The sequence below is a fragment of the Streptomyces sp. XM83C genome (assembly GCF_023072675.1).
GTDB classification, from domain to species: Bacteria; Actinomycetota; Actinomycetes; order Streptomycetales; family Streptomycetaceae; genus Streptomyces; species Streptomyces thermocoprophilus.
In genome coordinates this window covers 1-21,496 of sequence record NZ_JALLGL010000083.1, presented here as the reverse complement: position 1 = coordinate 21,496, position 21,496 = coordinate 1, and the positions used below count along the sequence as shown (strand labels likewise).

Genomic DNA, 21,496 nt, shown 5'->3' with positions numbered 1-21,496 from the left:
TCTCAGGGGTGCCGCAGGGGGCGGGTCCGGGGTCAGCCGAGGCCGGGGCCCCGGACCGGGATGCTGGTGAACGTCGGCGCGGGCGCCGGGTCCTGGAAGAAGTCGTTGCCCTTGTCGTCGACGACGATGAACGCCGGGAAGTCCTCCACCTCGATCTTCCAGACGGCCTCCATGCCCAGCTCCTCGTACTCCAGGACCTCCACCTTCTTGATGCAGTCCTGCGCGAGGCGGGCGGCGGGGCCGCCGATCGAGCCGAGGTAGAAGCCGCCGTGCGCGGCGCACGCGTCGGTGACCTGCTTGCTGCGGTTGCCCTTGGCCAGCATCACCTTCGAACCGCCCGCCGCCTGGAACTGCTCCACGTACGAGTCCATACGGCCGGCCGTCGTCGGGCCGAAGGAACCCGACGCGTAACCCTCGGGCGTCTTCGCCGGGCCCGCGTAGTACACCGGGTGGTCCTTCAGGTACTGCGGCATCTCCTCGCCCGCGTCCAGCCGCTCCTTGATCTTCGCGTGGGCGATGTCACGGGCGACGACCAGCGGGCCGGTCAGCGACAGCCGCGTCTTCACCGGGTGCCTGGTCAGCTCGGCGAGGATCGCGTCCATCGGCTGGTTCAGGTCGATCTTGACGACGTCGCCGTCCTGGTCCAGCTGCTCGTCGGTGGTGTCCGGCAGGAAACGCGCCGGGTCCGTCTCCAGCTGCTCCAGGAAGACGCCCTCGGCGGTGATCTTCGCGACGGCCTGGCGGTCCGCGGAGCAGGAGACGGCGAGGGCGACCGGGCAGGACGCGCCGTGCCGGGGCAGGCGGATCACACGGACGTCGTGGCAGAAGTACTTGCCGCCGAACTGGGCGCCGATGCCGATCTTCTGCGTCAGCTCGAAGACCTTCTCCTCCAGTTCCTTGTCCCGGAAACCGTGACCGAGCACCGAGCCCTCGGTCGGCATGTTGTCCAGGTAGTGCGCGGAGGCGTACTTCGCGGTCTTCAGCGCGTACTCGGCGGAGGTGCCGCCGACGACGATCGCCAGGTGGTACGGCGGGCAGGCGGCCGTGCCCAGCGAACGGATCTTCTCCTCCAGGAACTTCATCATGGAGGCCTCGTTCAGGACGGCCTTCGTCTCCTGGTAGAGGAAGGACTTGTTGGCGCTGCCGCCGCCCTTCGCCATGAACAGGAACTTGTAGGCGTCGCCGTCCGTGGCGTACAGCTCGATCTGCGCCGGCAGGTTCGAGCCGGTGTTCTTCTCCTCCCACATGGTCAGCGGGGCCATCTGGGAGTAGCGCAGGTTCAGCTTCGTGTACGCGTCGAAGATGCCGCGGCTGAGGGCCTCCTCGTCACGGCCCTGCGTGAGCACGTTCTGCCCGCGCTTGCCCATGACGATGGCCGTACCGGTGTCCTGGCACATCGGCAGCACACCGGCCGCCGCGATGTTCGCGTTCTTCAGCAGGTCCAGCGCGACGAACTTGTCGTTCGACGACGCCTCCGGGTCGTCGATGATGCGGCGCAGCTGCGCGAGATGCGCGGGCCGCAGAAAGTGCTGGATGTCGCGGATGGCCTCCTCGGCCAGCCTGCGCAGCGCCTCCGGCTCCACCTTCAGGAACGTCCGCCCGTCCGGCCCCTCGACGGTGGACACACCCTCCGAGGTCACCAGCCGGTACGGGGTGGTGTCCTCGCCCTGGGGGAGCAGATCGGTGTACGCGAACTCCGGGCGGGTTGCGGGGGACCTACGCGGCATCTCAGCCCATTCCTCACTCTGACGGACGGCGGCCCGCCGACACTGGCGGGCCCGTCCAGCCTAGAACCTGCCGCGAGCGGCGAGCCTGTGAGGTAAGGCTCAGTTCCGGGGCGGGCGGGCGTTTCGCCCGATTCCGGACGGCCGGTGCGGGGCGGCCCGGCTTCACTCCGCCGAGGGACTGTCGCGATCTATCGTGTTTCGCTAGTGTGGTGGTGTGGACCTTCAGAAGCAGACCGCACCCACGCCGCCCGCCGAGCTGCGCGCCTCCGACGCCGACCGGGACCGCGTCGCCGACATCCTGCGCGACGCCCTCGCCGAGGGTCGCCTCACCGCCGACGAGCACGCCGAGCGGGTGGAGGGCGTCCTCGCCGCGAAGACGGTCGGCGAGCTGGAGGCGTTCGTCCGCGACCTGCCCGCCGGGCAGACCCGCGCCCGCCGCGTCCCGGCCGCCCCGCGCACCCCGGCCGCCGTCACCCTGCCCGCCGACCCGGACGAGAACGTGGTCGCCGTGTTCAGCAGCACCACCCGCCGGGGACGCTGGCGCCCACGGCGCCGCATCCACGCGTACGCGATCTTCGGCAGCGTCGAACTCGACCTCAGCGAGGCCCTGTTCGAATACCAGCAGGTGATGATCAAGGCGTTCTCCGTCTTCGGCAACGTCGAGATCCGCGTCCCCGAGAACGTCTCGCTGCGCGGCACCGGCGGCGGCGTCCTCGGCAACTTCGAGGTCGACGCCCTCGACTCCCCGGACCCCGACGCCCCCGTGGTCCACGTCGACGGCTGGGCCGTCCTCGGCAACATCGAGGGCCGCCCCAAGCGCGGCCGGCTCGTCGCGGACATACTCGACCGCGTCCAGCGGAAGATCGACAAGAAGGCGCGCAGACACCTGGACCGTTGACGAATGTGAACCCCCGTACCCGCCGGTTTGCAACGCAGTGCATAGGCGCGCGTACAGCGGGTAGGCCTTGCTGCATCGTCTCTCGCTCGCGAAGCCGTCGTCAGGAGTAGACCGTGCTGCAACCGCCGCATTCGTCCCTGCAGGTAGCTGCCGTTCCGGCCCAGCGGGTGTCAGCGCGAGACAGGGATCGGGACAAGGACCAGGACGTCCCCTGGCACACCGAGGCGGTGTGCCGGCGCGACGAAGCCGGCCTGTTCTTCGCACCCTCCAAGGAACCCACCGCGGCCCGGCTCTCGCGTGAGGAAGCCGCCAAGCGCGTCTGTGCCCGCTGTCCCGTGATGGTCGAGTGCCGCGAACACGCCCTGTTGCAGCCCGAACCCTACGGCGTCTGGGGCGGCCTCACCGCGGCGGAACGCCGCGTCGTCCTCGCCCGGCGCCGACGCCGCGAGATGGAACTGAAGAAGGCCGCCCGCACCACCGGCCGCATAGCGGCGGCAGGCTGACGGCCCACCCCACGACATGCCTTCGGCGCCCTCTCCGCACAGAGGGCGCCGAAGCCGCGCCGGGCGAGGAGCGAAGCCCCCGACGCCCCGGCGCCGAACGACCGCGCTACTTCGCCCGGTCGAAGTCGATCTGGCTGTACGCACGCAGCTTGCTCAGCCGGTGCTCCGAATCGATCCTGCGCACCGTGCCCGACTTCGAGCGCATCACGATCGACTCGGTCAGCGCCGTCTCCGACTTGTACCGCACACCGCGCAGCAGCTCACCGTCGGTGATACCGGTCGCGACGAAGAAGACGTTCTCCCCGGACACCAGATCGTCCGTGGTCAGCACCCGGTCCAGATCGTGCCCCGCGTCGACCGCCCGCTGCCGCTCCTCGTCGTCCTTCGGCCACAGCTTGCCCTGGATCGTGCCGCCCAGGCACTTCACCGCGCACGCCGAGATGATGCCCTCCGGGGTGCCGCCGATACCCAGCAGCAGATCGACGCCGGTGCCCTCGCGCAGCGCGTAGATCGACCCCGCCACATCACCGTCGGAGATCAGCTTGATCCGCGCACCGGCCTCCCGGACCTCCTTGATCAGCCCCTCGTGCCGCGGCCGGTCCAGGATCACGACGGTGACGTCCTCCGGCGTGGACCGCTTCGCCTTCGCGATCCGCCGGATGTTCACGGCGACGGGCGCGTCGATGTCCACGAAGTCCGCGGCCTCCGGGCCCGTGACCAGCTTGTCCATGTAGAACACGGCCGACGGGTCGAACATCGACCCGCGCTCGGCCGCCGCCAGCACGGCGATCGCGTTCGGCATGCCCTTCGCGGTCAGCGTCGTGCCGTCGATCGGGTCGACCGCGATGTCGACCTCGGGACCCGTGCCGTCACCGACACGCTCCCCGTTGAAGAGCATCGGCGCCTCGTCCTTCTCGCCCTCGCCGATCACGACCACGCCGTTCATGGACACGGTGGAGACGAGGGTGCGCATGGCGCGCACCGCGGCACCGTCGGCGCCGTTCTTGTCGCCGCGCCCGACCCAACGGCCCGCGGCCATCGCCGCGGCCTCCGTGACCCGGACCAGCTCAAGCGCCAGGTTGCGGTCGGGGGCCTCGGAAGGGACATCGAGCTCGGACGGCAGATGATGTTCGGTCATCGGGTCTCCTTCGGGGATGCCCCGGCCGTCGGACCGGGGTGAGGGTACCTCCCGCTCGCGGGGGAGAGACGAAGCTCCTGCGGATCGGGGCAGGGGAGGGCGGATCGCCTCCGTGGTGATGCGGTGCCCGGGGCCAGTGACCGACAGCCCCCGTTCACACGAAAACGGATATGTTGTGAGATGCCGCTCGGCAGGTCGAGCGGGCGTTCGAGTGCCGCTTCCACCCCACCGACGAGCAGGCGACGGAGTCGCCGCGTACGTTCGGCTGCGACCGCCTCGTGTACGACACGGCGCTGGAAGCACGTACGCGCGCCTGACACGGGCGCGACCTCGTCGTGATCGACCGCCGCTTCCCCGGCTCCGGACCGTGCGGGATGTGCGGCGCGGTCCGAGAGGCCCTGCCGCCGCCGATCCGGGAGCGGACGTGCGACTGCGGCGCCACGCACGACCGCGACGTGAACGCGGCGCGCGATGTTCTGGCCCCCGGGCCGGCGGCGTCCGCCCGTGGAGACGGTGTGAGACCTCAACGGGAATCCTCCCGCACGGGGCGGTCGTCGCGGAAGCGGGACGCCCCACGGGCGACCGTGGGAATCCCCGCCTCCAGGCCGGGGGAGGAAGTCAACGGAGCGCACCTTTCTGATACGACGACGGCCGGATGACGGTGGTGGACCCCGACTCTATCGTCAGTCCGACAAAATGAGCAGGGGCCCCCACGGATGAGCGGACCGGGCACCTGCGACGATAGGGGCGTGGCAGGTTCGAACGGCAAGCAGAAGACGGTCCGGGACATGGTTCTCTCCCTGGGCCTCATCATGATCGCGGCGGCGGTGATCTACCTCTTCGTCCCGCACGACGATGACGCACCCGACCTCAAGCGCGTCGACTACCGCGTCGAGCTGCTGACGGCACGCCGTGCCGCCTCCTACCCGGTGGCCGCTCCCGAGGGTCTGCCGGAGAGCTGGAAGGCGACGTCCGTGCGCTTCGACGGGGCCGACTTCGACGCCTGGCACCTGGGCTTCCACGCCCCCGACGGGGAGTACGTGGCGATCGAGCAGTCCACCGATCAGCGGGCGCGGTTCATCGACGAGGCCAGCCAGGGCGCCAAGGAGACCGACGTCACCCAGGAGATCGGCGGTCGCACCTGGATCCGCTACACCGGCGGCCGGTACGACGCGCTGGTCCTCAAGGACACCGTCGACGGCTCCACCACGGTCGTCGCGGGCACCGGCTCCTTCGACCAGCTCGCGCAGATGGCGGGCGCGCTCAAGCTGGCGTGAACGCGGTGGCGGCCCGACCGGTGGGCCGTCCCCGGCGTCCGACGGGCCCGCCTACCGGGAAGCGTCCTCGCCCGAGTCGTCGCCGGCCGACGGCCCCGTCCGCTCCTCCTCCGCCAGCGCCGCGTCGAGGCGGGCCCGCGCACCCTCCAGCCAGCGGCGGCACACCCGGGCCAGCTCCTCGCCGCGCTCCCACAGCGCCAGCGACTCCTCCAGCGTCGTACCGCCCGCCTCGAGGCGGCGTACCACCTCGATCAGTTCGTCACGCGCCTGCTCGTACCCGAGCGCCTCGTCCACCTTGCTGGTCATCCACCCAACCTAAACATCGACTCGGACATTGAACTCACCCTCGGCCACCCGCGCCCGCAGCGCCTCCTCGGCCGTCACCTCGCCCGGCGCGCGCACCACGTGCCCGTCGGACTTCTGCAGCACCGCGTACCCGCGCTGAAGCGTCGCCGCGGGGGAGAGCGCCACCACGCGCGCGTGCGTGTGCGTCAGCTCCGAGTCCGCGCGGTCCAGCAGATGCCCCAGGGTGCGCCGGGACCGCTCCACCAGCGCCGTCACCTGCTGCTCACGCTCGTCGATCATCCGATGCGGGTCCTGTATCGACGGGCGGGCCAGCGCATGGGCGAGCCCCCGCTCCTCCCGCTCCACGAGCGCCTCCACGCACCGCCGCGCCCGGCCGCGCAGCATCCGCACCCGCTCCAGCTCCTCGCCCACATCGGGCACGACCTTCTTCGCGGCGTCCGTCGGTGTCGAGGCGCGCAGGTCGGCGACGTAGTCCAGCAGCGGGGTGTCCGGCTCGTGGCCGATCGCCGACACCACCGGCGTACGGCACGCGGCGACCGCCCGTACCAGCTGCTCGTCGGAGAACGGCAGCAGATCCTCCACGCTGCCGCCGCCCCGCGCGACGATGATCACGTCGACGTCGTCGATCTCGTCCAGCTCCTTGACCGCCTGCACGACCTGCGGCACCGCGTGCACACCCTGCACGGCGACATTGCGCACCTCGAAGCGGACATGCGGCCAGCGGTGCCGGGCGTTCTCCAGCACGTCCCGCTCGGCCGCCGACGCCCGCCCGCACACCAGCCCGATCAGCTGCGGCAGGAACGGCAGCGGCTTCTTGCGGTCCGCCGCGAACAGGCCCTCCGCCGCGAGCGACTTCTTCAGCTGCTCCAGCCGCGCCAGCAGCTCGCCCACACCGACCGGGCGGATCTCCGCGGCCCGCAGCGACAGCTGCCCGCGCGGCGCGTACCACTCCGGCTTCGCGTGCACCACGACCCGCGCGCCCTCGCCGACGACGTCCGCGACCGCGTCGAACACCTGCCGGTAGCAGGTGACGCTGACGGAGATGTCGTACGACGGGTCGCGCAGCGTCAGGAACACCACGCCCGCGCCCGGCCGCCGCGACAGCTGCGTGATCTGCCCCTCGACCCACACCGCGCCCAGCCGGTCGATCCACCCGCCGATCAGCCGCGAGACCTCACCGACGGGGAGCGGGGTGTCCGCGGACGTGTTGACAGCCATGTCCGCGAGCGTAACGGGCATCACCGACAACGAGCCGTACGGCGACCGTCGTACGCGATGCGCCGTGGGCGAGGCGCCGGACACGCGCCGGGCGATCTTGGGGGCGTGGCACGCGGCCTTACGATGGGGTGCATGACTGCTTCGACTGGCCGCCGTGTCCTGCTCGCCGCCCCCCGTGGCTACTGCGCGGGTGTGGACCGCGCCGTGATCGCCGTCGAGAAGGCCCTGGAGCAGTACGGGGCCCCCGTCTACGTCCGGCACGAGATCGTGCACAACAAGTACGTCGTGCAGACCCTGGAGAAGAAGGGCGCGATCTTCGTCGAGCGGACGGAGGAGGTGCCGCCGGGCAACATCGTCATGTTCTCCGCGCACGGTGTCGCCCCGACCGTGCACGAGGAGGCACGGCAGGGCCGCCTGGCCACCATCGACGCCACCTGCCCGCTGGTCACCAAGGTCCACAAGGAGGCCGTCCGGTACGCCAAGGAGGACTACGACATCCTCCTGATCGGCCACGAGGGCCACGAGGAGGTCATCGGCACCTCCGGTGAGGCCCCCGACCACATCCGGCTCGTCGACGGCCCCGCCGACGTCGCCAAGGTCGAGGTCCGCGACCCGTCCAAGGTCGTCTGGCTGTCCCAGACCACCTTGTCCGTCGACGAGACGATGGAGACGGTGGACGCGCTGAAGGAGAAGTTCCCGCAGCTCGTCTCCCCGCCCAGCGACGACATCTGCTACGCCACGCAGAACCGGCAGCTCGCCGTGAAGCAGATGGGCTCCGAGGCCGACCTGGTGATCGTCGTCGGCTCCCGCAACTCCTCCAACTCCAAGCGGCTCGTCGAGGTCGCCAAGCTGGCCGGGGCCCGCGACGCCCACCTGGTGGACTTCGCCACTGAGATCGACGAGGCCTGGCTGGAGGGCGTCACCACGGTCGGTGTGACCTCCGGCGCGTCGGTGCCCGAGGTGCTGGTGGAGCAGGTGCTGGAGTGGCTCGCCGAGCGCGGCTTCGAGGACGTCGAGATCGTCAAGGCCGCCGAGGAGTCCATCACCTTCTCCCTGCCGAAGGAGCTCCGCCGTGACCTGCGCGAGGAGGCGGCAGCCCTGGTCGCCGAGCGCGGCGGGGCGGGCGCTGCCGGCGAGTGACCTGACGGGGGACGGGTTCGGCGCGCGTCGGGCCCGCCTCGCGGTGACTCTCCGCTGTGGGGCGTGACTGTCAGTGGCGCGTCGTACGGTAGGGCCATGCAGATCTTCGGCGTGGACATCGGTGGTTCCGGGATCAAGGGCGCTCCCGTGGACCTGGACAAGGGCGACCTGGCCCAGGAGCGGCACAAGGTGCTCACCCCGCACCCGGCGACCCCGGAGGGTGTGGCCGACGGTGTGAAGGAGGTCGTCGACCACTTCGGGTGGACCGGCCCGGTCGGGCTCACCTTCCCGGGGGTCGTCACCGGCGGTTCCACCGTCCGTACGGCGGCCAACGTCGACAAGAGCTGGATCGACACCGACGCCCGGGCGCTGTTCAGCGAGCGGCTGGGCGGCCTGCCGGTGACCGTGGTCAACGACGCCGACGCGGCCGGCGTCGCCGAGATGCACTTCGGCGCCGGCAAGGACCGCAGAGGGACGGTCGTTCTGCTGACGTTCGGCACGGGCATCGGCAGTGCCGTCTTCATCGACGGCCACCTGGTGCCCAACACCGAGCTGGGCCACCTGGAGCTGAAGGGCCACGACGCGGAGAAGCGGGCGTCCAGCAAGGCCAAGGAGGACGAGGACCTCAGCTGGGAGCACTGGGCGCGGCGCGTGCGGAAGTATCTGGCGCACGTGGAGATGCTGTTCTCGCCGGAGCTGTTCATCATCGGCGGCGGTGTCAGCCGCAAGGCGGAGAAGTTCCTGCCGCACATCAAGGACATCCGCGCGGAGATCGTCCCGGCGCAGTTGCAGAACAACGCGGGCATCGTGGGGGCGGCGATGCACGCGGCGGAGGTCGAGGCGGAGGCGTAGGCAGGCGCGCGGACGGCCGTCCGGTGGCCTCGTCGCTGGGCCGCCCGCTCCCGCCCGGTCGCCCGGCCGTCAGGGTTTCGGGTCGGGCGGCGGACCGCGGGCGTCGGCGGTCCTGGTACGACCTGGGCGGCGCCCGTGTCCGTCAGGGGCGTCGGCGCCCCCGTGGGGCAGGCAGTGCGCGGCGTCGGGCGCGGGCCGCGCGAAGGCCGCGGGCGAGGGTGACCGCGCAGGCGACGAGCGTGCCGCCGTACAGCCAGCCCGCCTGGGTGGCGAGGCCGGTGACCAGCCCCATGAGCGTGCCGCCCGCGCCCTCTCCCTCGGCCACCGTCAGCAGGCCGACGGTGAACGCGATCGGTACGACGACCGGCGCGGCCAGCAGATCCCCGCGGCGCACCCACAGCGCGGTCAGCGCGGCGACGGGCAGGAACAGCACGCCGTACGCCGTCTGGGACGACCCGAACAGCAGCTGTACGAGGAAGCCCAGCGCGATCATCGCGGCGCCGCAGAACAGCCCGCTGCCCAGTCCGGTCAGCCGGGGGTTCGGCAGCCGCCGTACGGCCGCCACGAGCGGGGGACCGGCCCGCCCCGCCGTACCGGGGGAGCCGGCCCGCCGGCCCGGCGCGGGGCCGGCCGTGCGCTCGCGGGGGGCCGCCCCCCCGCTCCTCGCGTTACCGCCCGTCCGCCGTGTCCCGCCGGGAGCGGCGCTCTGCGCGACGACACGGGCACCGGACGCCGCCGGACGCCCCTTGGCGGGGACGGGCCGCGCCCCGGACGCACCGCCACGGCCGCCCTCGGGGGAGGAACCGGGCCCACGCGGCCCCCGCCCCCCTGGGCGACCGTCCGAGGGCGCCGTACCGCCCGTACCGGCCTTACTGCCCGTGCCGCCCGGGCGGATGTCCTCCGTGCCGGGCCCCGGCTGCGGCGGCAGCGGCGCGGGTGTGGCGCCGCGCGAGGCGGGCTGTGGGGGGCGCGTGGGCCGAGGGGGGCGCGTCCTGTGCTGCTCCATTGGACCAACTTAGGTCGGTTTATGTGCCGAATCGGGCATCGGACACGCCGTGGGGGGGGGACCTTGACCGGGCGTTCGAGAGCCCCGCCCGGCCCCGGCCCGGCACCCCGTAGACTGGTGGATCGGCCCCGCCCGGGAGTCCGCCCCCTCCACCCTCACGTACGGGAAGTCGCAACGTGTCGCTCACGATCGGAATCGTCGGTCTGCCGAATGTCGGCAAGTCGACCCTGTTCAACGCCCTGACCAAGAACGACGTGCTGGCGGCCAACTACCCGTTCGCCACCATCGAGCCGAACGTCGGCGTCGTCGGCGTCCCCGACCCCCGGCTGGCCAAGCTGGCGGAGATCTTCGGCTCGGAGCGCATCCTCCCGGCGACGGTCGACTTCGTCGATATCGCGGGCATCGTGCGCGGCGCCTCCGAGGGTGAGGGCCTGGGCAACAAGTTCCTCGCGAACATCCGTGAGTCCGACGCGATCTGCCAGGTCATCCGCGCCTTCAAGGACGAGAACGTCGTCCACGTCGACGGCAAGGTCTCGCCGAAGGACGACATCGAGACGATCAACACCGAGCTGATCCTCGCCGACCTGCAGACCATCGAGAAGGTCCTGCCGCGGCTCCAGAAGGAGTCCCGGATCAAGAAGGACGTCGCGCCCAAGGTCAAGGCGGTCGAGGAGGCCAAGGAGATCCTGGAGAAGGGCGACACGCTCTTCGCGCACGGCATCGTCCAGGGCAGCGAGCGCGCCGAACTCCTGCACGACCTGCACCTGCTCACCACCAAGCCGTTCCTCTACGTCTTCAACGTCGACGAGGAGGAGCTGACGGACGAGGCGTTCAAGGAGGAGCAGCGCGCCCTGGTCGCCCCCGCCGAGGCGATCTTCCTCAACGCCAAACTGGAGGCCGACCTCGCCGAGCTGGACGAGGAGGACGCCCTGGAGCTGCTCCAGTCCGTCGGCGCCGAGGAGCCCGGCCTCGCCACCCTGGCCCGCGTCGGCTTCACCACGCTCGGCCTCCAGACCTATCTGACGGCGGGCCCGAAGGAGTCCCGCGCCTGGACGATCAAGAAGGGCGCCACCGCCCCCGAAGCCGCCGGTGTGATCCACACCGACTTCCAGAAGGGCTTCATCAAGGCCGAGGTGATCTCCTTCGACGACCTGGTCGAGGCCGGCTCGGTCGCCGAGGCCCGCGCCAAGGGCAAGGCCCGTATGGAGGGCAAGGACTACATCATGCAGGACGGCGATGTGGTGGAGTTCCGCTTCAACGTGTAGCGGCTGACATATCACCACGTCGCCGATCTGGCAAACATGCAGGTCAGAGAGGGTCCGGCTCTTCGGGGTCGGGCCCTTGGTTTTTTCCCGTGCTGGGATGGTGCTGGGATAGCTGACCCCTCGTCACCTGTCATCACCCCTGGTCATCCGTACCGTGCTGGGATGGTGCTGGGATGGGATGAGGAGCCCGTGCTGGGTTTCGGGCAGTGATCTGACCGGTGCGCGGGGAGGGCGGGACGGGTTTCATCCACACATCTTCTTCACGGCTCTGGGGCGCCGTGCGGAGGCGTGGCACTTTTCCTACTCGTTTGACACACTCGGGGTATGGGTGAGACGACGTACAGCATCGGGGAAGGTCCGGCGACGCGGGTGAGCCTGTCGCTGCCGGAGGGGACCGCGGAGGCGATCCGGGCGCGAGTGGGGAAGCGGGAGTTCTCCGCGTTCATCGCCGAGGCAGTCGAGCGTGAGCTGCGCGGGCAGGTCCTGGACGAGTACCTGGCGGACTACGAGAGCCGCAAGGGGCCGGTTTCCGAGCCGGCTCGTCAGCGGGCGCGGCAGGTCTTCGACGAGGTGTTCGCCGAGGAGGCCGAGCGGCCCGCCGCAGGCTGAGTCACGAGGGGACGCTCGTCCTCGACAGTGAGGGACTGTCGAAGCTGCTCGCCGACGACGAGCAGGTGGTGGCTCTGATCGCTGAGGCGCGCTTGCGTGGCATGGAGGTCGTGATCAGCGCGCTCACCATCATCGAGGCCGTCCACGCCCGTACGAACAAGTCACGCCTGAACTGGGTGCTTTCCGGGCTGCGGGTCGTCCCGGTCGGTGACGAGGAGGCGAGGGCTGCCTCGAAGTTGCTGATGAATGCCGGATTGCACGGACACAAGTACGCGATCGATGCGGCCGTCGCCGAGGCCGCTCTGCGACAGCACCGCCCCGTGGTCATGCTGACTTCCGATGTTGACGACATGGCCAAGCTGTGCGGCGAGCGGGTCCGGCTCGTGGCGGTGTGATTTCCCTTGGTCCGGCTCAGTAGGAGCGGGGTCCGTAGGGGCTCCAGTGACCGAGGAAGGGCTTGAGGTCGTCGCCGCTGGGTTTCGGCGGCGTGGGCAGTTTCGGCGCTGAGACCGATTCGGTGAGGCTTTGGAGGTGCGCGTCCGCGAACGCGAGCCATGCCTCGACCTCGGTCCGCTCCTGCCCGGGCGGAAGCGATGCGGCATGGACGCCTACTGCTGTGACGTATTCAGTCAGGCGCCTGGCCTGGTACCAGGTGTCCGCCTGTTCTCCGAGCTGTTTGACGCGGTAGGCGTGGGCGTAGGCGGCGTGGGCTTCCTGCATGGCGGCTTCCCAGCGCTTTTGCTGTACCTCTCTGGCTTGCTGGTCCGCGAGGCGTTTGCGTTCTGCGGCTTCGCCGCGGAGTCCGACCTCCTGCACGATCTCGGCGAGTTGTTCTTCCAGAGGCCGGTCGGGGAGATCCGCCCATTCGCTTGCACGGTGCGGGCTGCCGCCGCGGAGTATGAAGCGCAGCCGGCTGGAGGGTGTGTAGTCGAAGCGGGGGATGCGCATCCATGAGTGCTTCTTGGCGTCGGCGAGTTCCTTGTCTGTGGGGACGTGTTCGTTGCGGTCCTGTTCTTGGAGGACGAGGAATCCGACACTTTCGCCGTGGGCGGTGATGGAGAAGTGCGGTGGTGCCTTGCGGTGCCGATGGGGCGGGGGCGCGCCTTGTGTGGTTCCGAGCGATGCCTTGTGGCCTTGGGCTGTGGTGGCGGCGATGACTGTTTGGATGATGCGCAGGGCTCGGCCCTGGAGGGGTTTGGTCAGGCCCAGTGGCTGCGGTTGCTTTTGGAGGGCGGCCACGACGGCGTGGGGTTTGGTGAGTCTGGCCGGCACAGGGAGCGGGGTGAGTTCCGCGAGGCGCCAGGCAGGGATGTCGACCAGCTTGATTTCGTAGCCGCGGTGGGTGCGGTATCCGTGGAGTTCCTGCGTGTGAGGGATCTTGCCGGACTTGCGGGCGGCGTTGACGCGTGACGCCCAATTCACCGAGTGCGGGTCGGATTCGATGGGCTTGATGAGGCAGCCGTCGTTCGCGGCCAGTTCTTCGAGTAGCTGGTCCGCGTAGTTCGTACGGGCCTTCGGCACGGCTCTGGGGCGCGATGGTGCCGGTTTCCGGGCGGGCCGTTCCGGTGGTCGGGTGCTCTGTTCCACGGGGCGGATGCCGCGGTCCGTGAGATGCTGCCGCCCCTTCTCGGTGAGGTGGGCGCTCCAATGCCCGCGGCGTTTGGTGATTTTGATGAGCCCTCGGTTCTGCAGGGCCTGCCCGCTGGTCTTGTACGTGCTGTCCGGCCAGACTCCGTCGGGACACCCCTGGCCCACCCAGTCGAGCACGGCCTGCTGCCGCTCGTTCAGGGCCTGGTCCATGGAGCCTCCCGCCGGTCCCTCGGTGCGCTGCCTCAAAGACGATGCCCACTGGACCTCCGGGAATTCGGGGCAGCCTGGGGGCTCCCTCATTCGGATGAGAGGTCCTGGAAGGCGCGTTTACGGCGAGGACAGTCGCTCATGGCGTTGATGCGAAACGGCTTGGGTTCAGAGTCATTGATGGGGACCTGATTGGACTGGCTTGGGGTGCGGGGTTCAGCGGCCAGGGACAGGGAGGTCGCCCTCGACGTACTGGGCGCGGCCGTCGGCGAAGGACCAGTCGTCGGGGCGGTTCTCGAAGTACCTGACGAACAGGTTCTTGCCGTTCACGCCGACGGCGGCCAGGCGCTCGGCGAGTGTCTTGTGGACGAGCTGCTTGACCTCGGTGGAGCGGCCGCGCTGGGTGAAGATGTGGACGATCACTGCGCTCGTCGGGCTGCGCTCGAAGCCGAGGCGGCGTCCAGGGGATGCTGCGCGGACGGTGTCGCCGACGTGTGAGTGCCGGGCCTCCGCGAAGCCCTCGGTGCCCTCGTCGAGGAGCCGAGTGCATCGTCGGCACGACCTGCCCCTCATCAAAGAGGGGCGAACGCCAAGCTCAGACGTCCTTGATCTGTACGCGGTCGCCGCACAGTTTCGACCAGTCGTCGCGGTCCGAGGTCAGCACCAGCACGGGTGGCGGGGAGCGGAGCGCCATCGCGGCGACGAGGGCATCGATGGCGTACTTGTGGCCGTGCAGGCCGCCGGCGTCGCTCAGCAACTGCACTGCGGTGAGGCTGTCCGCCTGGGTGACGTCCTGGACCTGAAGCCGGGAGAGCACCCAGCGCAGCCGAGCGGTGTCCGTCTTCCCGTAGACGGCCTCCACCACGGTCAGGGCCGATACGAGGACGGGCACGCCTACGCGCCGAGCAGCCTCGAGCCGAGTGACCATCTGGCGGTCGTTGCGCAGCAGCAGCGACAACGCCTGGGAGTCCAGCACCAGGGACCTGGCCGCGGGCTCCTTCATGCGGCGCTGTCGCCGGACGCGTACGGCGCCGGTGCGTCACCGAATAGTTCGCGCTGCGCGGCCTGGACCTCGGCCTCGCTCAGCGGTTCATGCTCGGCTTCGTAGGCAGCCACGATCTCGGCGAGGCCGTCCATCGCCAACTGGTGCCGGACGGCCGCGGTCACGTACGCGGACACGCCGCGCTTGCCGGTGCGCGTGCGCAGAGCGCCGAGCAGTTCCGAGGGCATCGAGACGGAGATGTTCTCCGTGCCGCCGGGGCGGGGTGACTTCATGGGGCCCATTCTAGTACAGGATCTATTACATCGGGTGGGATGCTGCGCAGCCCGCATCCGGCGGCGTAGTCTCGGCGTCATTGGATCTTCTTGTACTTTGTCGCGGCGCCCGTGCTGGGATGGTGCTGGGATGTGCTCGCATTTCCGCAGGTCAGAGCCTTGTCGTGGAGTTCCGGTTCAACGTGTAGCGCGTGACACGCCGTTGAGGTGGCCAACACGCAGGTCGGCCGGGGTCCGCCGCTTCGGGGTCGGGCCCTTGGCCGTTTCTGTGGTCCTGAGCCGCGGCCCGGCCGCTGTGAAGCGGCCTCAGCCGCTCTTCGCCGGGGGCGTGAGGCGTCCGAGGTCCAGGCTGATGTCGAACGGTACGGGGCGCTCCAGGGCGCCGCGGAAGATACCGGCGGGGGCGTACAGGCCGGTCGGCGTGTCGAGTTCGCAGACGTGCACGACGGGTGATCCCTCCTCGTCCTGATGCACCAGGGGCGGGGGATGCCGGCTTCCGCGTACGTGCGCAGCTCGACCGTGCGCTCCCGGCGGGCGGACTCGGGGAGACGACCTCGACGACCAGCCGGACCTGCTCCGGCGCGCACCACGTGCGGTCGGGGTCGTACGGTGCGGTCGTCACGAGCAGATCCGGCTCGGGACGGCTGCGCTCGTCGAGGCGGACCGTCGTCTCCCGTTCGACCTCGAAGCCGGGGGTGCCGCGGCCATGAGCGCCGTGGTGAGGGACGTGACGAGCCGACCGCGTCAGGACCTCCGCTCGGGACGTGCTCGTCGGCTCAGTGTCGTGTGCGCGCAGAAATTCGATCCGGGGGAGTCGTTGCCGTCGACGACGACCGTGCCCTTCCGCACGTCCAGCAGCACCGTCACCGTGCCGAAGCGGTCGTCCTCGATCGACGTGCTCCCGCCGAGCGGGGCATCGGCGTCGGGTGCGGCCCGGTTGGCCTGGTTCCGGTGGTGCTCGTGTCGTCGCCGGGTCCTTCGGCATCAGTGTTCCTTCGCTGTGGTGCCCGACCTGCCGGGCGCGTGAGGTCCGGCCGTCGACAGGTGACGTACACCAGATACGGGGTTCGGTCTCCGCGTTCCTTGCGGCGACGGCCGGGTGACGGCCTGGCGGTGCGGTCCGGCTGCCGTCACCCGGCCGTCCCGGCGCCGGGGCAGGGACCCTCGCCCCGAGCCGGGCACAGGAGGGCAGTGGCACCATTCCCTGAGCACCACACTGAGGGGGATCGATGGCGCGGACCGAGCGGGAGGTCGTGGCGCGGGGGACGCGGCTGGCCGAGGCGGCCCGGCAGGTCGCCGAGGACCACGAGCGGGCCGTCGACGCCGTACGGGAGGCACTGCGGCCACTGCGGGAGGAGCTGGTCCGGGAGGAGCTGGAGCGGCTGCCCGTGGCCCGGCTCAGGGATGTCACCCAGGGCCGGCTGCGGCTGGACGAGCTGGAGGCGGGCGGGTTCCGCACCGTGCAGGACGTGCTGCGCGCCGGGAGCTACATGCTGCGGCAGACCCCGGGCGTCGGCCGGCGCACCGCCGACCAGGTGCTCGCTGCGGCCCGGCAGCTCGCGGAGGCCGCGGAGGAGTACGTCGCCGTACGCCTCGACCCCGACCGGCCCGAACCGCGCGGCACCGCCCTCGTCACCGCGCTGCACGTCCTCGTCGAGGCCGGACCGCAGGCGCGGCGCGCGGCCGAGGCGGGCGCCGCGCTCGCGGAGCGGCTGGCCCCGCTGCTGACGGACGCCCGCCCCGCCGCCGGGCGCTGGCGGATGCTGCTCGCCGGCCGCGAGACCCGGCAGCGGGCGCTGGCCGCCGTGGCGGAACTCCGCACGCTCGTCGAGGAGGCGGAGGCCGACGGCGTACCGCAGCGGTGCGCCCAGGCCGGCGTCGATCTGCTGCGCCGCCCCGAGAACGACCTCGCCGCCTGGGTGGACTTCGAACGCCGTGCCGCCGACTACTACGGCCTCCTCGCCGAGATCGCCGACCACGAACCCGACGCCGCCGCCCAGGGCTTTCTGCCCGACGAGGTGGCCGAGCGGGTGCGGGAACAGCGGCTGACGGACACACACTGCCTGGTGTCCCTGCGCGGTTATCAGGCGTTCGGGGCGCGGTTCGCGCTCGCCCAGAAGCGGGTGCTGCTCGGCGACGAGATGGGACTCGGCAAGACCGTGCAGGCCATCGCCGTCCTCGCGCATCTCGCGGCCGAGGGGCACCGCCACTTCCTGGTGGTGTGCCCGGCGAGCGTCCTCATCAACTGGACGCGGGAGATCGCCACCCGCAGCACCCTGCACGCCGTACCGCTGCACGGGCCGAACCGGCAGGCCGCGTTCGCCGACTGGCGGAGCAGCGGCGGCGTCGCCGTCACCACGTTCGACGCGCTGCGCGGATTCCCCGCCCCGGCGGGCGACCCCGAGCTGGGACTCCTCGTCGTCGACGAGGCGCACTACGTGAAGAACCCGGCCGCGCTCCGCTCGATCGCCGTGCGCTCCTGGGCCGAGAACTGCCCGCACGTCCTGTTCCTGACCGGCACGCCGATGGAGAACCGTGTCGCCGAGTTCCGCAACCTGGTGCGCATCCTGCGGCCCGACTTCGCGCCCGGCACCGACGAGCCGACGCGCGGTTCCAAGGAGTTCCGCCGGGCCGTCGCCCCCGTGTATCTGCGGCGCAACCAGCGGGACGTGCTCAGCGAACTGCCCACCTTGCAGCACACCGACGAGTGGCAGGAGCCCAGCCCCGCCGACGCGCGGGCCTACGAGGAGGCGGTGCGCAGCGGCAACTTCATGGCGATGCGCCGTGCCGCGTACGCCCGGCCGCAGCAGTCGGCGAAGCTCGGCCGGCTGCGGGAACTGGTCGGGGAGGCCGCCGAGAACGGGCTGAAGGTCGTCGTGTTCTCCGCGTTCCGGGAAGTGCTCGGCGCGGTCGCGGAGGTGCTGGACGGTGTGCACGGGCCGCTCGGCGGAGGGCTGGCGCCGGAGCGGCGCCAGCAGATCGTGGACGACTTCACCGCCGCGCCCGGGCACGCGGTGCTGCTCGCGCAGATCGAGGCGGGCGGCATCGGGCTCAACCTCCAGGCCGCCTCGGTGGTGATCCTGTGCGAGCCGCAGCTGAAGCCGACGGTGGAGCGGCAGGCCCGCACCTGACACCTGGTGGTGTGCACGGGTGCACGGGTGCGGGCCCGGGGCGGCGCCCGCCGGTGGGCGCGCCCCGGGCCCGCCTCACAGGCTCACAGGCTCACGGGTTCACGGGTTCGCGGTGCTTCAGGGCGTCAGAACTGAAGCGCCCAGGAGTCGATGGTGCCGGTGTCGTAGCGGTAGTTGTCGCTGACCCTGAGTTTCCAGGTGCCGTTCGCGGTCTCGGAGGAGGCGTCGACGGTGTACGTGGTGTCGATGTCGTCGGCGCTGCCGCCGGTGCCGTACGACTTCAGCGTGTACGCCGTGCCGTCGGGGGCGATCAGCTGGATCAGCAGGTCACCGATGTAGGTGTGCCGGATGTGGACCTCGACGCCGAGGGCGGCGGGGGCGTTGCCGCTCACGCCGCTGACGGTGATGGGGGACTCCACGGTGGAGTTGTCGTTGATCGGGTAGTCGGTGGTGTTCTCGAAGCGCGGGCCGGGCGGTGTGGTGGTGCCGCCGCCGACGTACAGCAGACGGTTGGGCGACCCGCTGCCCGGGTTGGAGACGACGCCGCTGGTGGCGGCGGACGTCAGCGCCGCGGACACCTGCGCCGGGGTGGCCGTCGGGTGGTCGGCCAGCCATACGGCCGCGGCACCGGTGACGTGCGGGGTCGCCATCGACGTACCGGAGATGGTGTTGGTGGCGGTGTCGCTGCTGTTCCACGACGAGGTGATGGAGGAGCCCGGGGCGAACAGGTCGAGCACCGAGCCGTAGTTGGAGAAGCTGGAGCGGGCGTCGCTGGACGTGGTCGAGCCGACGGTGATCGCCTCGGTGACGCGCGCGGGCGAGTAGTTGGAGGCGTTGGAGCTGTCGTTGCCCGCGGCGACCGCGAAGGTCACCCCGGAGGCGATGGCGTTGCGTACGGCCGCGTCGAGGGTGGAGTCTGCGCCGCCGCCGAGGGACATGTTGGCGACGGAGGGGCCGGTGTGGTTGCGGGCGACCCAGTCGATGCCGGCGACGACCTGGGCGGTCGTACCGGAGCCGGAGTTGTTCAGCACGCGCACCGCGACGATCTTCGCCTTCTTGGCGACGCCGTACTTGCTGCCGGCGACCGTGCCGGCGACGTGCGTGCCGTGGCCGTTGCCGTCCTGGGCGGTGTTGTCGTTGTCGACGGCGTCGTAGCCGTAGGAGGCGCGACCGCCGAAGTCGCTGTGGGTGATGCGCACGCCGGTGTCGATGATGTACGCCGTCACACCCTCACCGGCGGAGTCCGGGTAGGTGTACGAGTTGTTGAGCGGCAGGTTGCGCTGGTCGATGCGGTCCAGGCCCCAGGAGGGCGGGCTGGGCTGGGTGCCGTCGATGTGGAAGGTGCGGTTCTGGACGACGGAGGCGACGGCCGGGTCGGCGGCGAGACGTTTCGCCTCGGTCTCCGAGGCGGTGATCGCGTAGCCGTTGAGCGCCTTGGTGTACGTCCGCTGGATCGAGGCGCCGTACCGGGCGGCCACCGCGCGGCCGGCGTCGGAGGCGGCGCGGGTGGACTTCAGGGTGACGATGTAGCTGCCGGAGACGGCGTTGGCCGCGTCCTCGTACTGGATGACGCCTTCGGGGGCGGTGGTCGCCGCGCCGGCGGGGAGCGCGGAGGCGAGGCCGGTCGCCAGTACCGCGGTGGCGGCGGCGGTGAGCACGGCCATTCTTCGGCGGGTGTGACGCGTCGGTGCCATGTGAGGGGTCCTCCTCGTGGGGGATGTCAGAGGGACGACTATGGATGGCATGAACCTGTCAACGCGTGGTGCTGTGACTGTGCGTCAGCCGAAAGATTGAGGGTTCCGAAGGATTTGCACAAGAGGCCCCGCAAGGATGCAACAGAGCCGCCATGCGCTTGTCATGTGCCGGTACGTGCCCGGCGGGCGGGTCGGGCGGCGCGCCACCCGCCCTCCGTCGCCGTCACGCGCCCTCGCGCACCGCCGCCACCGCCAGCGTCGCGTACCGCACCGGCACGCTCCCGCCCGCCGCGTCCACCAGGGCGCCGACCTCGTCCAGCACCTGCCCCATCCGGTCGGCGGGCAGCCGTGTGAACACTCCGAACGTGGGCAACTGGTCGAGGAGTTCGTCACGCGCGTACGTCCGCTCCCAGTCGAACCGCCAGCGCTGCGGCGCACCGAAACCACCCGCCCGCGCGAGCGTGGCCGACGTGCGCTCCAGTCCTTCGCCGTACGTCTGTGCCGCCGGCCGGGTCATCGCCGCCCGTACGTCGAACGGGGCGTCGGGCAGGGCCCGCGCGCAGGCGTCCGCGAAACCCTCCGTCAGTTCCGGCGGGAGTTGCAGGGCGTTCCAGAACAGCGCCAGCAGCCCGCCCGGCCGCAGCACTTGCGCCGCCTTGGCCGCGCCCGCCACCGGGTCCACCCAGTGCCAGGCCTGGGCGGCGATCAGCGCGTCGAAGCTGCGTCCGGCGGGCTCCCAGTCCTCGAACGCCGCGACCTCGGTCGGTGTGCCGAGCCGCCGCGCCAGCTCGGCCATGCGGGCGTCGGGCTCCACGCCGAGCACCCGGCAGCCCGCCGCCCGCAACTGCCGTGCGGCGATGCCGGTCCCGCAGCCGACGTCCAGGACCTCAGGGCCGGGGGAGGCGTGGGCGATCGCCCCGATCAGTGGCTCGGGGTAGCGGGGGCGGGCGCGGTCGTAACGCTCCGGGTCCTCGCCGAAGGACTCGGCCATGGCGCGTGCGCGATGCGGAGGTAGAGTGGGCATGTGCCCACTTTGAGTGGGCGAGCGCCCACACGTCAAGCGGGAGAGAACGTGACACCTACGGGAGTGGCCCTGCGGGACGTCCGCCGGCAGCTCTTCGACGCCGCCGAACGCGTGCTGCTGCGGTCCGGGCCCAGCGCGCTGACCAGCCGTGCGGTCACGGAGGAGGCGGGCGTCGCGAAAGGCGTCCTGCACCGGCACTTCGCCGACTTCGACGCGTTCCTGGCGGAGCTGGTGCTGGACCGAGTCGCCCGTCAGGAGGAGCGGGCGGCGGCGCTGCGGGCGAGCGCAGGCACGGGCACGGTCGTCGACAACCTCGCCGCAGCGCTGACCGAGCTGTTCGAGTCCGTCGCGGTGGCCGTCGTCGCGCTGATCACGTCCCGCGACCCGCTGCGGGCGCGGCTGCGCGAGGCCGGGTGCAACGGCCTGCCCCTCCTCACGGAGGCCGCCGACGCGACGGCGGCGTACCTCGCGGCGGAACGGGAGTCGGGGCGCGTCGCGGCGACCGCCGACGTCGCCGTCCTTGCCCCCACGCTCGTCGGAGCCGCACACCTGCTCTTCGCCGACCGTGAGAACGGGGTGCCGTCGCAGGAGGCGGTACGCAGGACGGTGGAGGCGGTGGTGGGGGCGGTCGTGGTG

21 protein-coding genes and 3 pseudogenes are annotated in these 21,496 nt (G+C 71.1%); 12 read left to right on the top strand and 12 right to left on the bottom strand.

Features of this window, described 5'->3' with window-relative positions:
• Window positions 1-32 precede the first annotated feature (32 nt).
• Window positions 33-1,727 carry a fumarate hydratase gene (locus MTQ10_RS12255; protein ID WP_247466016.1) on the bottom strand — a complete coding sequence of 565 codons (1,695 nt, stop codon included), beginning with the start codon at window positions 1,725-1,727 and terminating at the stop codon, window positions 33-35.
• Between the two features lie 214 nt (window positions 1,728-1,941).
• On the opposite strand from MTQ10_RS12255, the gene MTQ10_RS12250 reads away from it, so the two are divergent.
• Together MTQ10_RS12250 and MTQ10_RS12245 are read left to right on the top strand one after the other, a co-directional pair.
• The gene (locus MTQ10_RS12250; RefSeq protein ID WP_247466013.1) at window positions 1,942-2,625 is read left to right on the top strand and encodes a DUF1707 SHOCT-like domain-containing protein; all 684 of its coding nucleotides are present in this window, start codon (window positions 1,942-1,944) and stop codon (window positions 2,623-2,625) included.
• 113 nt (window positions 2,626-2,738) lie between these two features.
• Window positions 2,739-3,128: a WhiB family transcriptional regulator gene (locus MTQ10_RS12245; RefSeq protein WP_247466010.1), complete on the top strand. Its 390-nt coding sequence runs from the start codon at window positions 2,739-2,741 to the stop codon at window positions 3,126-3,128.
• Between the two features lie 106 nt (window positions 3,129-3,234).
• Here MTQ10_RS12245 and glpX read toward each other — a convergent pair whose 3' ends face one another.
• Window positions 3,235-4,266 (bottom strand): class II fructose-bisphosphatase, encoded by a 1,032-nt coding sequence (gene glpX, locus MTQ10_RS12240; protein WP_247466008.1) that lies wholly within the window; start codon window positions 4,264-4,266, stop codon window positions 3,235-3,237.
• Window positions 4,267-4,475: 209 nt separating this feature from the next.
• Here glpX and MTQ10_RS31615 point away from each other — a divergent pair.
• The 3 genes and pseudogenes from MTQ10_RS31615 to MTQ10_RS12230 all read left to right on the top strand — a co-directional run.
• Window positions 4,476-4,583, top strand: a pseudogene (locus MTQ10_RS31615) (helix-turn-helix domain-containing protein); the annotation flags it as partial.
• A pseudogene (locus tag MTQ10_RS12235) lies at window positions 4,584-4,925 on the top strand (zinc ribbon domain-containing protein); the annotation flags it as partial.
• A 90-nt stretch (window positions 4,926-5,015) separates the two neighbouring features.
• Window positions 5,016-5,543 (top strand): DUF4245 domain-containing protein, encoded by a 528-nt coding sequence (locus MTQ10_RS12230; protein WP_247466005.1) that lies wholly within the window; start codon window positions 5,016-5,018, stop codon window positions 5,541-5,543.
• Between the two features lie 51 nt (window positions 5,544-5,594).
• Here MTQ10_RS12230 and MTQ10_RS12225 read toward each other — a convergent pair whose 3' ends face one another.
• Both MTQ10_RS12225 and xseA read right to left on the bottom strand, forming a co-directional pair.
• A complete protein-coding gene (locus tag MTQ10_RS12225) occupies window positions 5,595-5,849 on the bottom strand; it encodes an exodeoxyribonuclease VII small subunit (RefSeq protein ID WP_247466002.1) in 255 nt (84 codons plus the stop codon).
• A 9-nt stretch (window positions 5,850-5,858) separates the two neighbouring features.
• Window positions 5,859-7,067, bottom strand: a complete 1,209-nt coding sequence (gene xseA / locus MTQ10_RS12220; protein ID WP_247465999.1) for an exodeoxyribonuclease VII large subunit — start codon at window positions 7,065-7,067, stop codon at window positions 5,859-5,861.
• Window positions 7,068-7,190: 123 nt separating this feature from the next.
• On the opposite strand from xseA, the gene MTQ10_RS12215 reads away from it, so the two are divergent.
• Window positions 7,191-8,207, top strand: coding sequence for a 4-hydroxy-3-methylbut-2-enyl diphosphate reductase (locus tag MTQ10_RS12215; RefSeq protein ID WP_247466022.1), 1,017 nt, complete (start codon window positions 7,191-7,193; stop codon window positions 8,205-8,207).
• A gap of 96 nt (window positions 8,208-8,303) precedes the next feature.
• Window positions 8,304-9,059, top strand: coding sequence for a polyphosphate--glucose phosphotransferase (gene ppgK, locus MTQ10_RS12210; RefSeq protein ID WP_247465996.1), 756 nt, complete (start codon window positions 8,304-8,306; stop codon window positions 9,057-9,059).
• Window positions 9,060-9,201: 142 nt separating this feature from the next.
• Here the strand turns inward: ppgK and MTQ10_RS12205 are convergent, their stop codons facing one another.
• Window positions 9,202-9,624 carry a DUF6542 domain-containing protein gene (locus MTQ10_RS12205; RefSeq protein ID WP_247465993.1) on the bottom strand — a complete coding sequence of 141 codons (423 nt, stop codon included), beginning with the start codon at window positions 9,622-9,624 and terminating at the stop codon, window positions 9,202-9,204.
• A 617-nt stretch (window positions 9,625-10,241) separates the two neighbouring features.
• On the opposite strand from MTQ10_RS12205, the gene ychF reads away from it, so the two are divergent.
• From ychF to MTQ10_RS12190, 3 genes are all read left to right on the top strand, one after another.
• Window positions 10,242-11,330: a redox-regulated ATPase YchF gene (gene ychF, locus MTQ10_RS12200; RefSeq protein ID WP_247465990.1), complete on the top strand. Its 1,089-nt coding sequence runs from the start codon at window positions 10,242-10,244 to the stop codon at window positions 11,328-11,330.
• 324 nt (window positions 11,331-11,654) lie between these two features.
• Window positions 11,655-11,939: a hypothetical protein gene (locus MTQ10_RS12195; protein WP_247465988.1), complete on the top strand. Its 285-nt coding sequence runs from the start codon at window positions 11,655-11,657 to the stop codon at window positions 11,937-11,939.
• A gap of 44 nt (window positions 11,940-11,983) precedes the next feature.
• Entirely contained in the window at window positions 11,984-12,334 is a 351-nt protein-coding gene (locus tag MTQ10_RS12190) for a DNA-binding protein (protein WP_247466019.1), read from the top strand.
• Between the two features lie 16 nt (window positions 12,335-12,350).
• On the opposite strand, the gene MTQ10_RS12185 is transcribed toward MTQ10_RS12190, so the two are convergent.
• From MTQ10_RS12185 to MTQ10_RS12165, 5 genes and pseudogenes are all read right to left on the bottom strand, one after another.
• Entirely contained in the window at window positions 12,351-13,739 is a 1,389-nt protein-coding gene (locus tag MTQ10_RS12185) for a hypothetical protein (protein ID WP_247465985.1), read from the bottom strand.
• A 213-nt stretch (window positions 13,740-13,952) separates the two neighbouring features.
• The gene (locus MTQ10_RS12180; protein ID WP_247465982.1) at window positions 13,953-14,309 is read right to left on the bottom strand and encodes a tautomerase family protein; all 357 of its coding nucleotides are present in this window, start codon (window positions 14,307-14,309) and stop codon (window positions 13,953-13,955) included.
• 22 nt (window positions 14,310-14,331) lie between these two features.
• Window positions 14,332-14,739 carry a PIN domain-containing protein gene (locus MTQ10_RS12175; RefSeq protein WP_247465980.1) on the bottom strand — a complete coding sequence of 136 codons (408 nt, stop codon included), beginning with the start codon at window positions 14,737-14,739 and terminating at the stop codon, window positions 14,332-14,334.
• Entirely contained in the window at window positions 14,736-15,011 is a 276-nt protein-coding gene (locus MTQ10_RS12170) for a hypothetical protein (protein WP_093723595.1), read from the bottom strand. Before MTQ10_RS12170 ends, MTQ10_RS12175 begins: the two co-directional genes overlap by 4 nt.
• Window positions 15,012-15,317: 306 nt before the next feature.
• A pseudogene (locus tag MTQ10_RS12165) lies at window positions 15,318-15,752 on the bottom strand (Uma2 family endonuclease); the annotation flags it as partial.
• A gap of 488 nt (window positions 15,753-16,240) precedes the next feature.
• Between MTQ10_RS12165 and MTQ10_RS12160 the strand changes: the two are divergent.
• Window positions 16,241-18,142: a DEAD/DEAH box helicase gene (locus tag MTQ10_RS12160; protein ID WP_247465976.1), complete on the top strand. Its 1,902-nt coding sequence runs from the start codon at window positions 16,241-16,243 to the stop codon at window positions 18,140-18,142.
• Between the two features lie 125 nt (window positions 18,143-18,267).
• On the opposite strand, the gene MTQ10_RS12155 is transcribed toward MTQ10_RS12160, so the two are convergent.
• Both MTQ10_RS12155 and MTQ10_RS12150 read right to left on the bottom strand, forming a co-directional pair.
• A complete protein-coding gene (locus MTQ10_RS12155) occupies window positions 18,268-19,836 on the bottom strand; it encodes a S8 family peptidase (RefSeq protein WP_247465973.1) in 1,569 nt (522 codons plus the stop codon).
• 223 nt (window positions 19,837-20,059) lie between these two features.
• Complete coding sequence (locus MTQ10_RS12150; protein ID WP_247465967.1) at window positions 20,060-20,860, bottom strand: class I SAM-dependent methyltransferase; 801 nt, start codon at window positions 20,858-20,860, stop codon at window positions 20,060-20,062.
• 48 nt (window positions 20,861-20,908) lie between these two features.
• On the opposite strand from MTQ10_RS12150, the gene MTQ10_RS12145 reads away from it, so the two are divergent.
• On the top strand, window positions 20,909-21,496 hold a 588-nt coding region (locus MTQ10_RS12145; protein ID WP_247465964.1), incomplete at its 3' end, for a TetR/AcrR family transcriptional regulator.

Bases quoted from the DNA above. Each gene is read 5' to 3' on its own strand.
- MTQ10_RS12255 (WP_247466016.1), bottom strand. From the start codon at position 1,727: ATGCCGCGTAGGTCCCCCGCAACCCGCCCGGAGTTCGCGTACACCGAT.
- glpX (WP_247466008.1), bottom strand. From the start codon at position 4,266: ATGACCGAACATCATCTGCCGTCCGAGCTCGATGTCCCTTCCGAGGCC.
- MTQ10_RS12225 (WP_247466002.1), bottom strand. From the start codon at position 5,849: ATGACCAGCAAGGTGGACGAGGCGCTCGGGTACGAGCAGGCGCGTGAC.
- xseA (WP_247465999.1), bottom strand. From the start codon at position 7,067: ATGGCTGTCAACACGTCCGCGGACACCCCGCTCCCCGTCGGTGAGGTC.
- MTQ10_RS12215 (WP_247466022.1), top strand. From the start codon at position 7,191: ATGGGGTGCATGACTGCTTCGACTGGCCGCCGTGTCCTGCTCGCCGCC.
- ppgK (WP_247465996.1), top strand. From the start codon at position 8,304: ATGCAGATCTTCGGCGTGGACATCGGTGGTTCCGGGATCAAGGGCGCT.
- MTQ10_RS12195 (WP_247465988.1), top strand. From the start codon at position 11,655: ATGGGTGAGACGACGTACAGCATCGGGGAAGGTCCGGCGACGCGGGTG.
- MTQ10_RS12185 (WP_247465985.1), bottom strand. From the start codon at position 13,739: ATGGACCAGGCCCTGAACGAGCGGCAGCAGGCCGTGCTCGACTGGGTG.
- MTQ10_RS12180 (WP_247465982.1), bottom strand. From the start codon at position 14,309: ATGAGGGGCAGGTCGTGCCGACGATGCACTCGGCTCCTCGACGAGGGC.
- MTQ10_RS12175 (WP_247465980.1), bottom strand. From the start codon at position 14,739: ATGAAGGAGCCCGCGGCCAGGTCCCTGGTGCTGGACTCCCAGGCGTTG.
- MTQ10_RS12170 (WP_093723595.1), bottom strand. From the start codon at position 15,011: ATGAAGTCACCCCGCCCCGGCGGCACGGAGAACATCTCCGTCTCGATG.
- MTQ10_RS12160 (WP_247465976.1), top strand. From the start codon at position 16,241: ATGGCGCGGACCGAGCGGGAGGTCGTGGCGCGGGGGACGCGGCTGGCC.
- MTQ10_RS12155 (WP_247465973.1), bottom strand. From the start codon at position 19,836: ATGGCACCGACGCGTCACACCCGCCGAAGAATGGCCGTGCTCACCGCC.
- MTQ10_RS12150 (WP_247465967.1), bottom strand. From the start codon at position 20,860: ATGCCCACTCTACCTCCGCATCGCGCACGCGCCATGGCCGAGTCCTTC.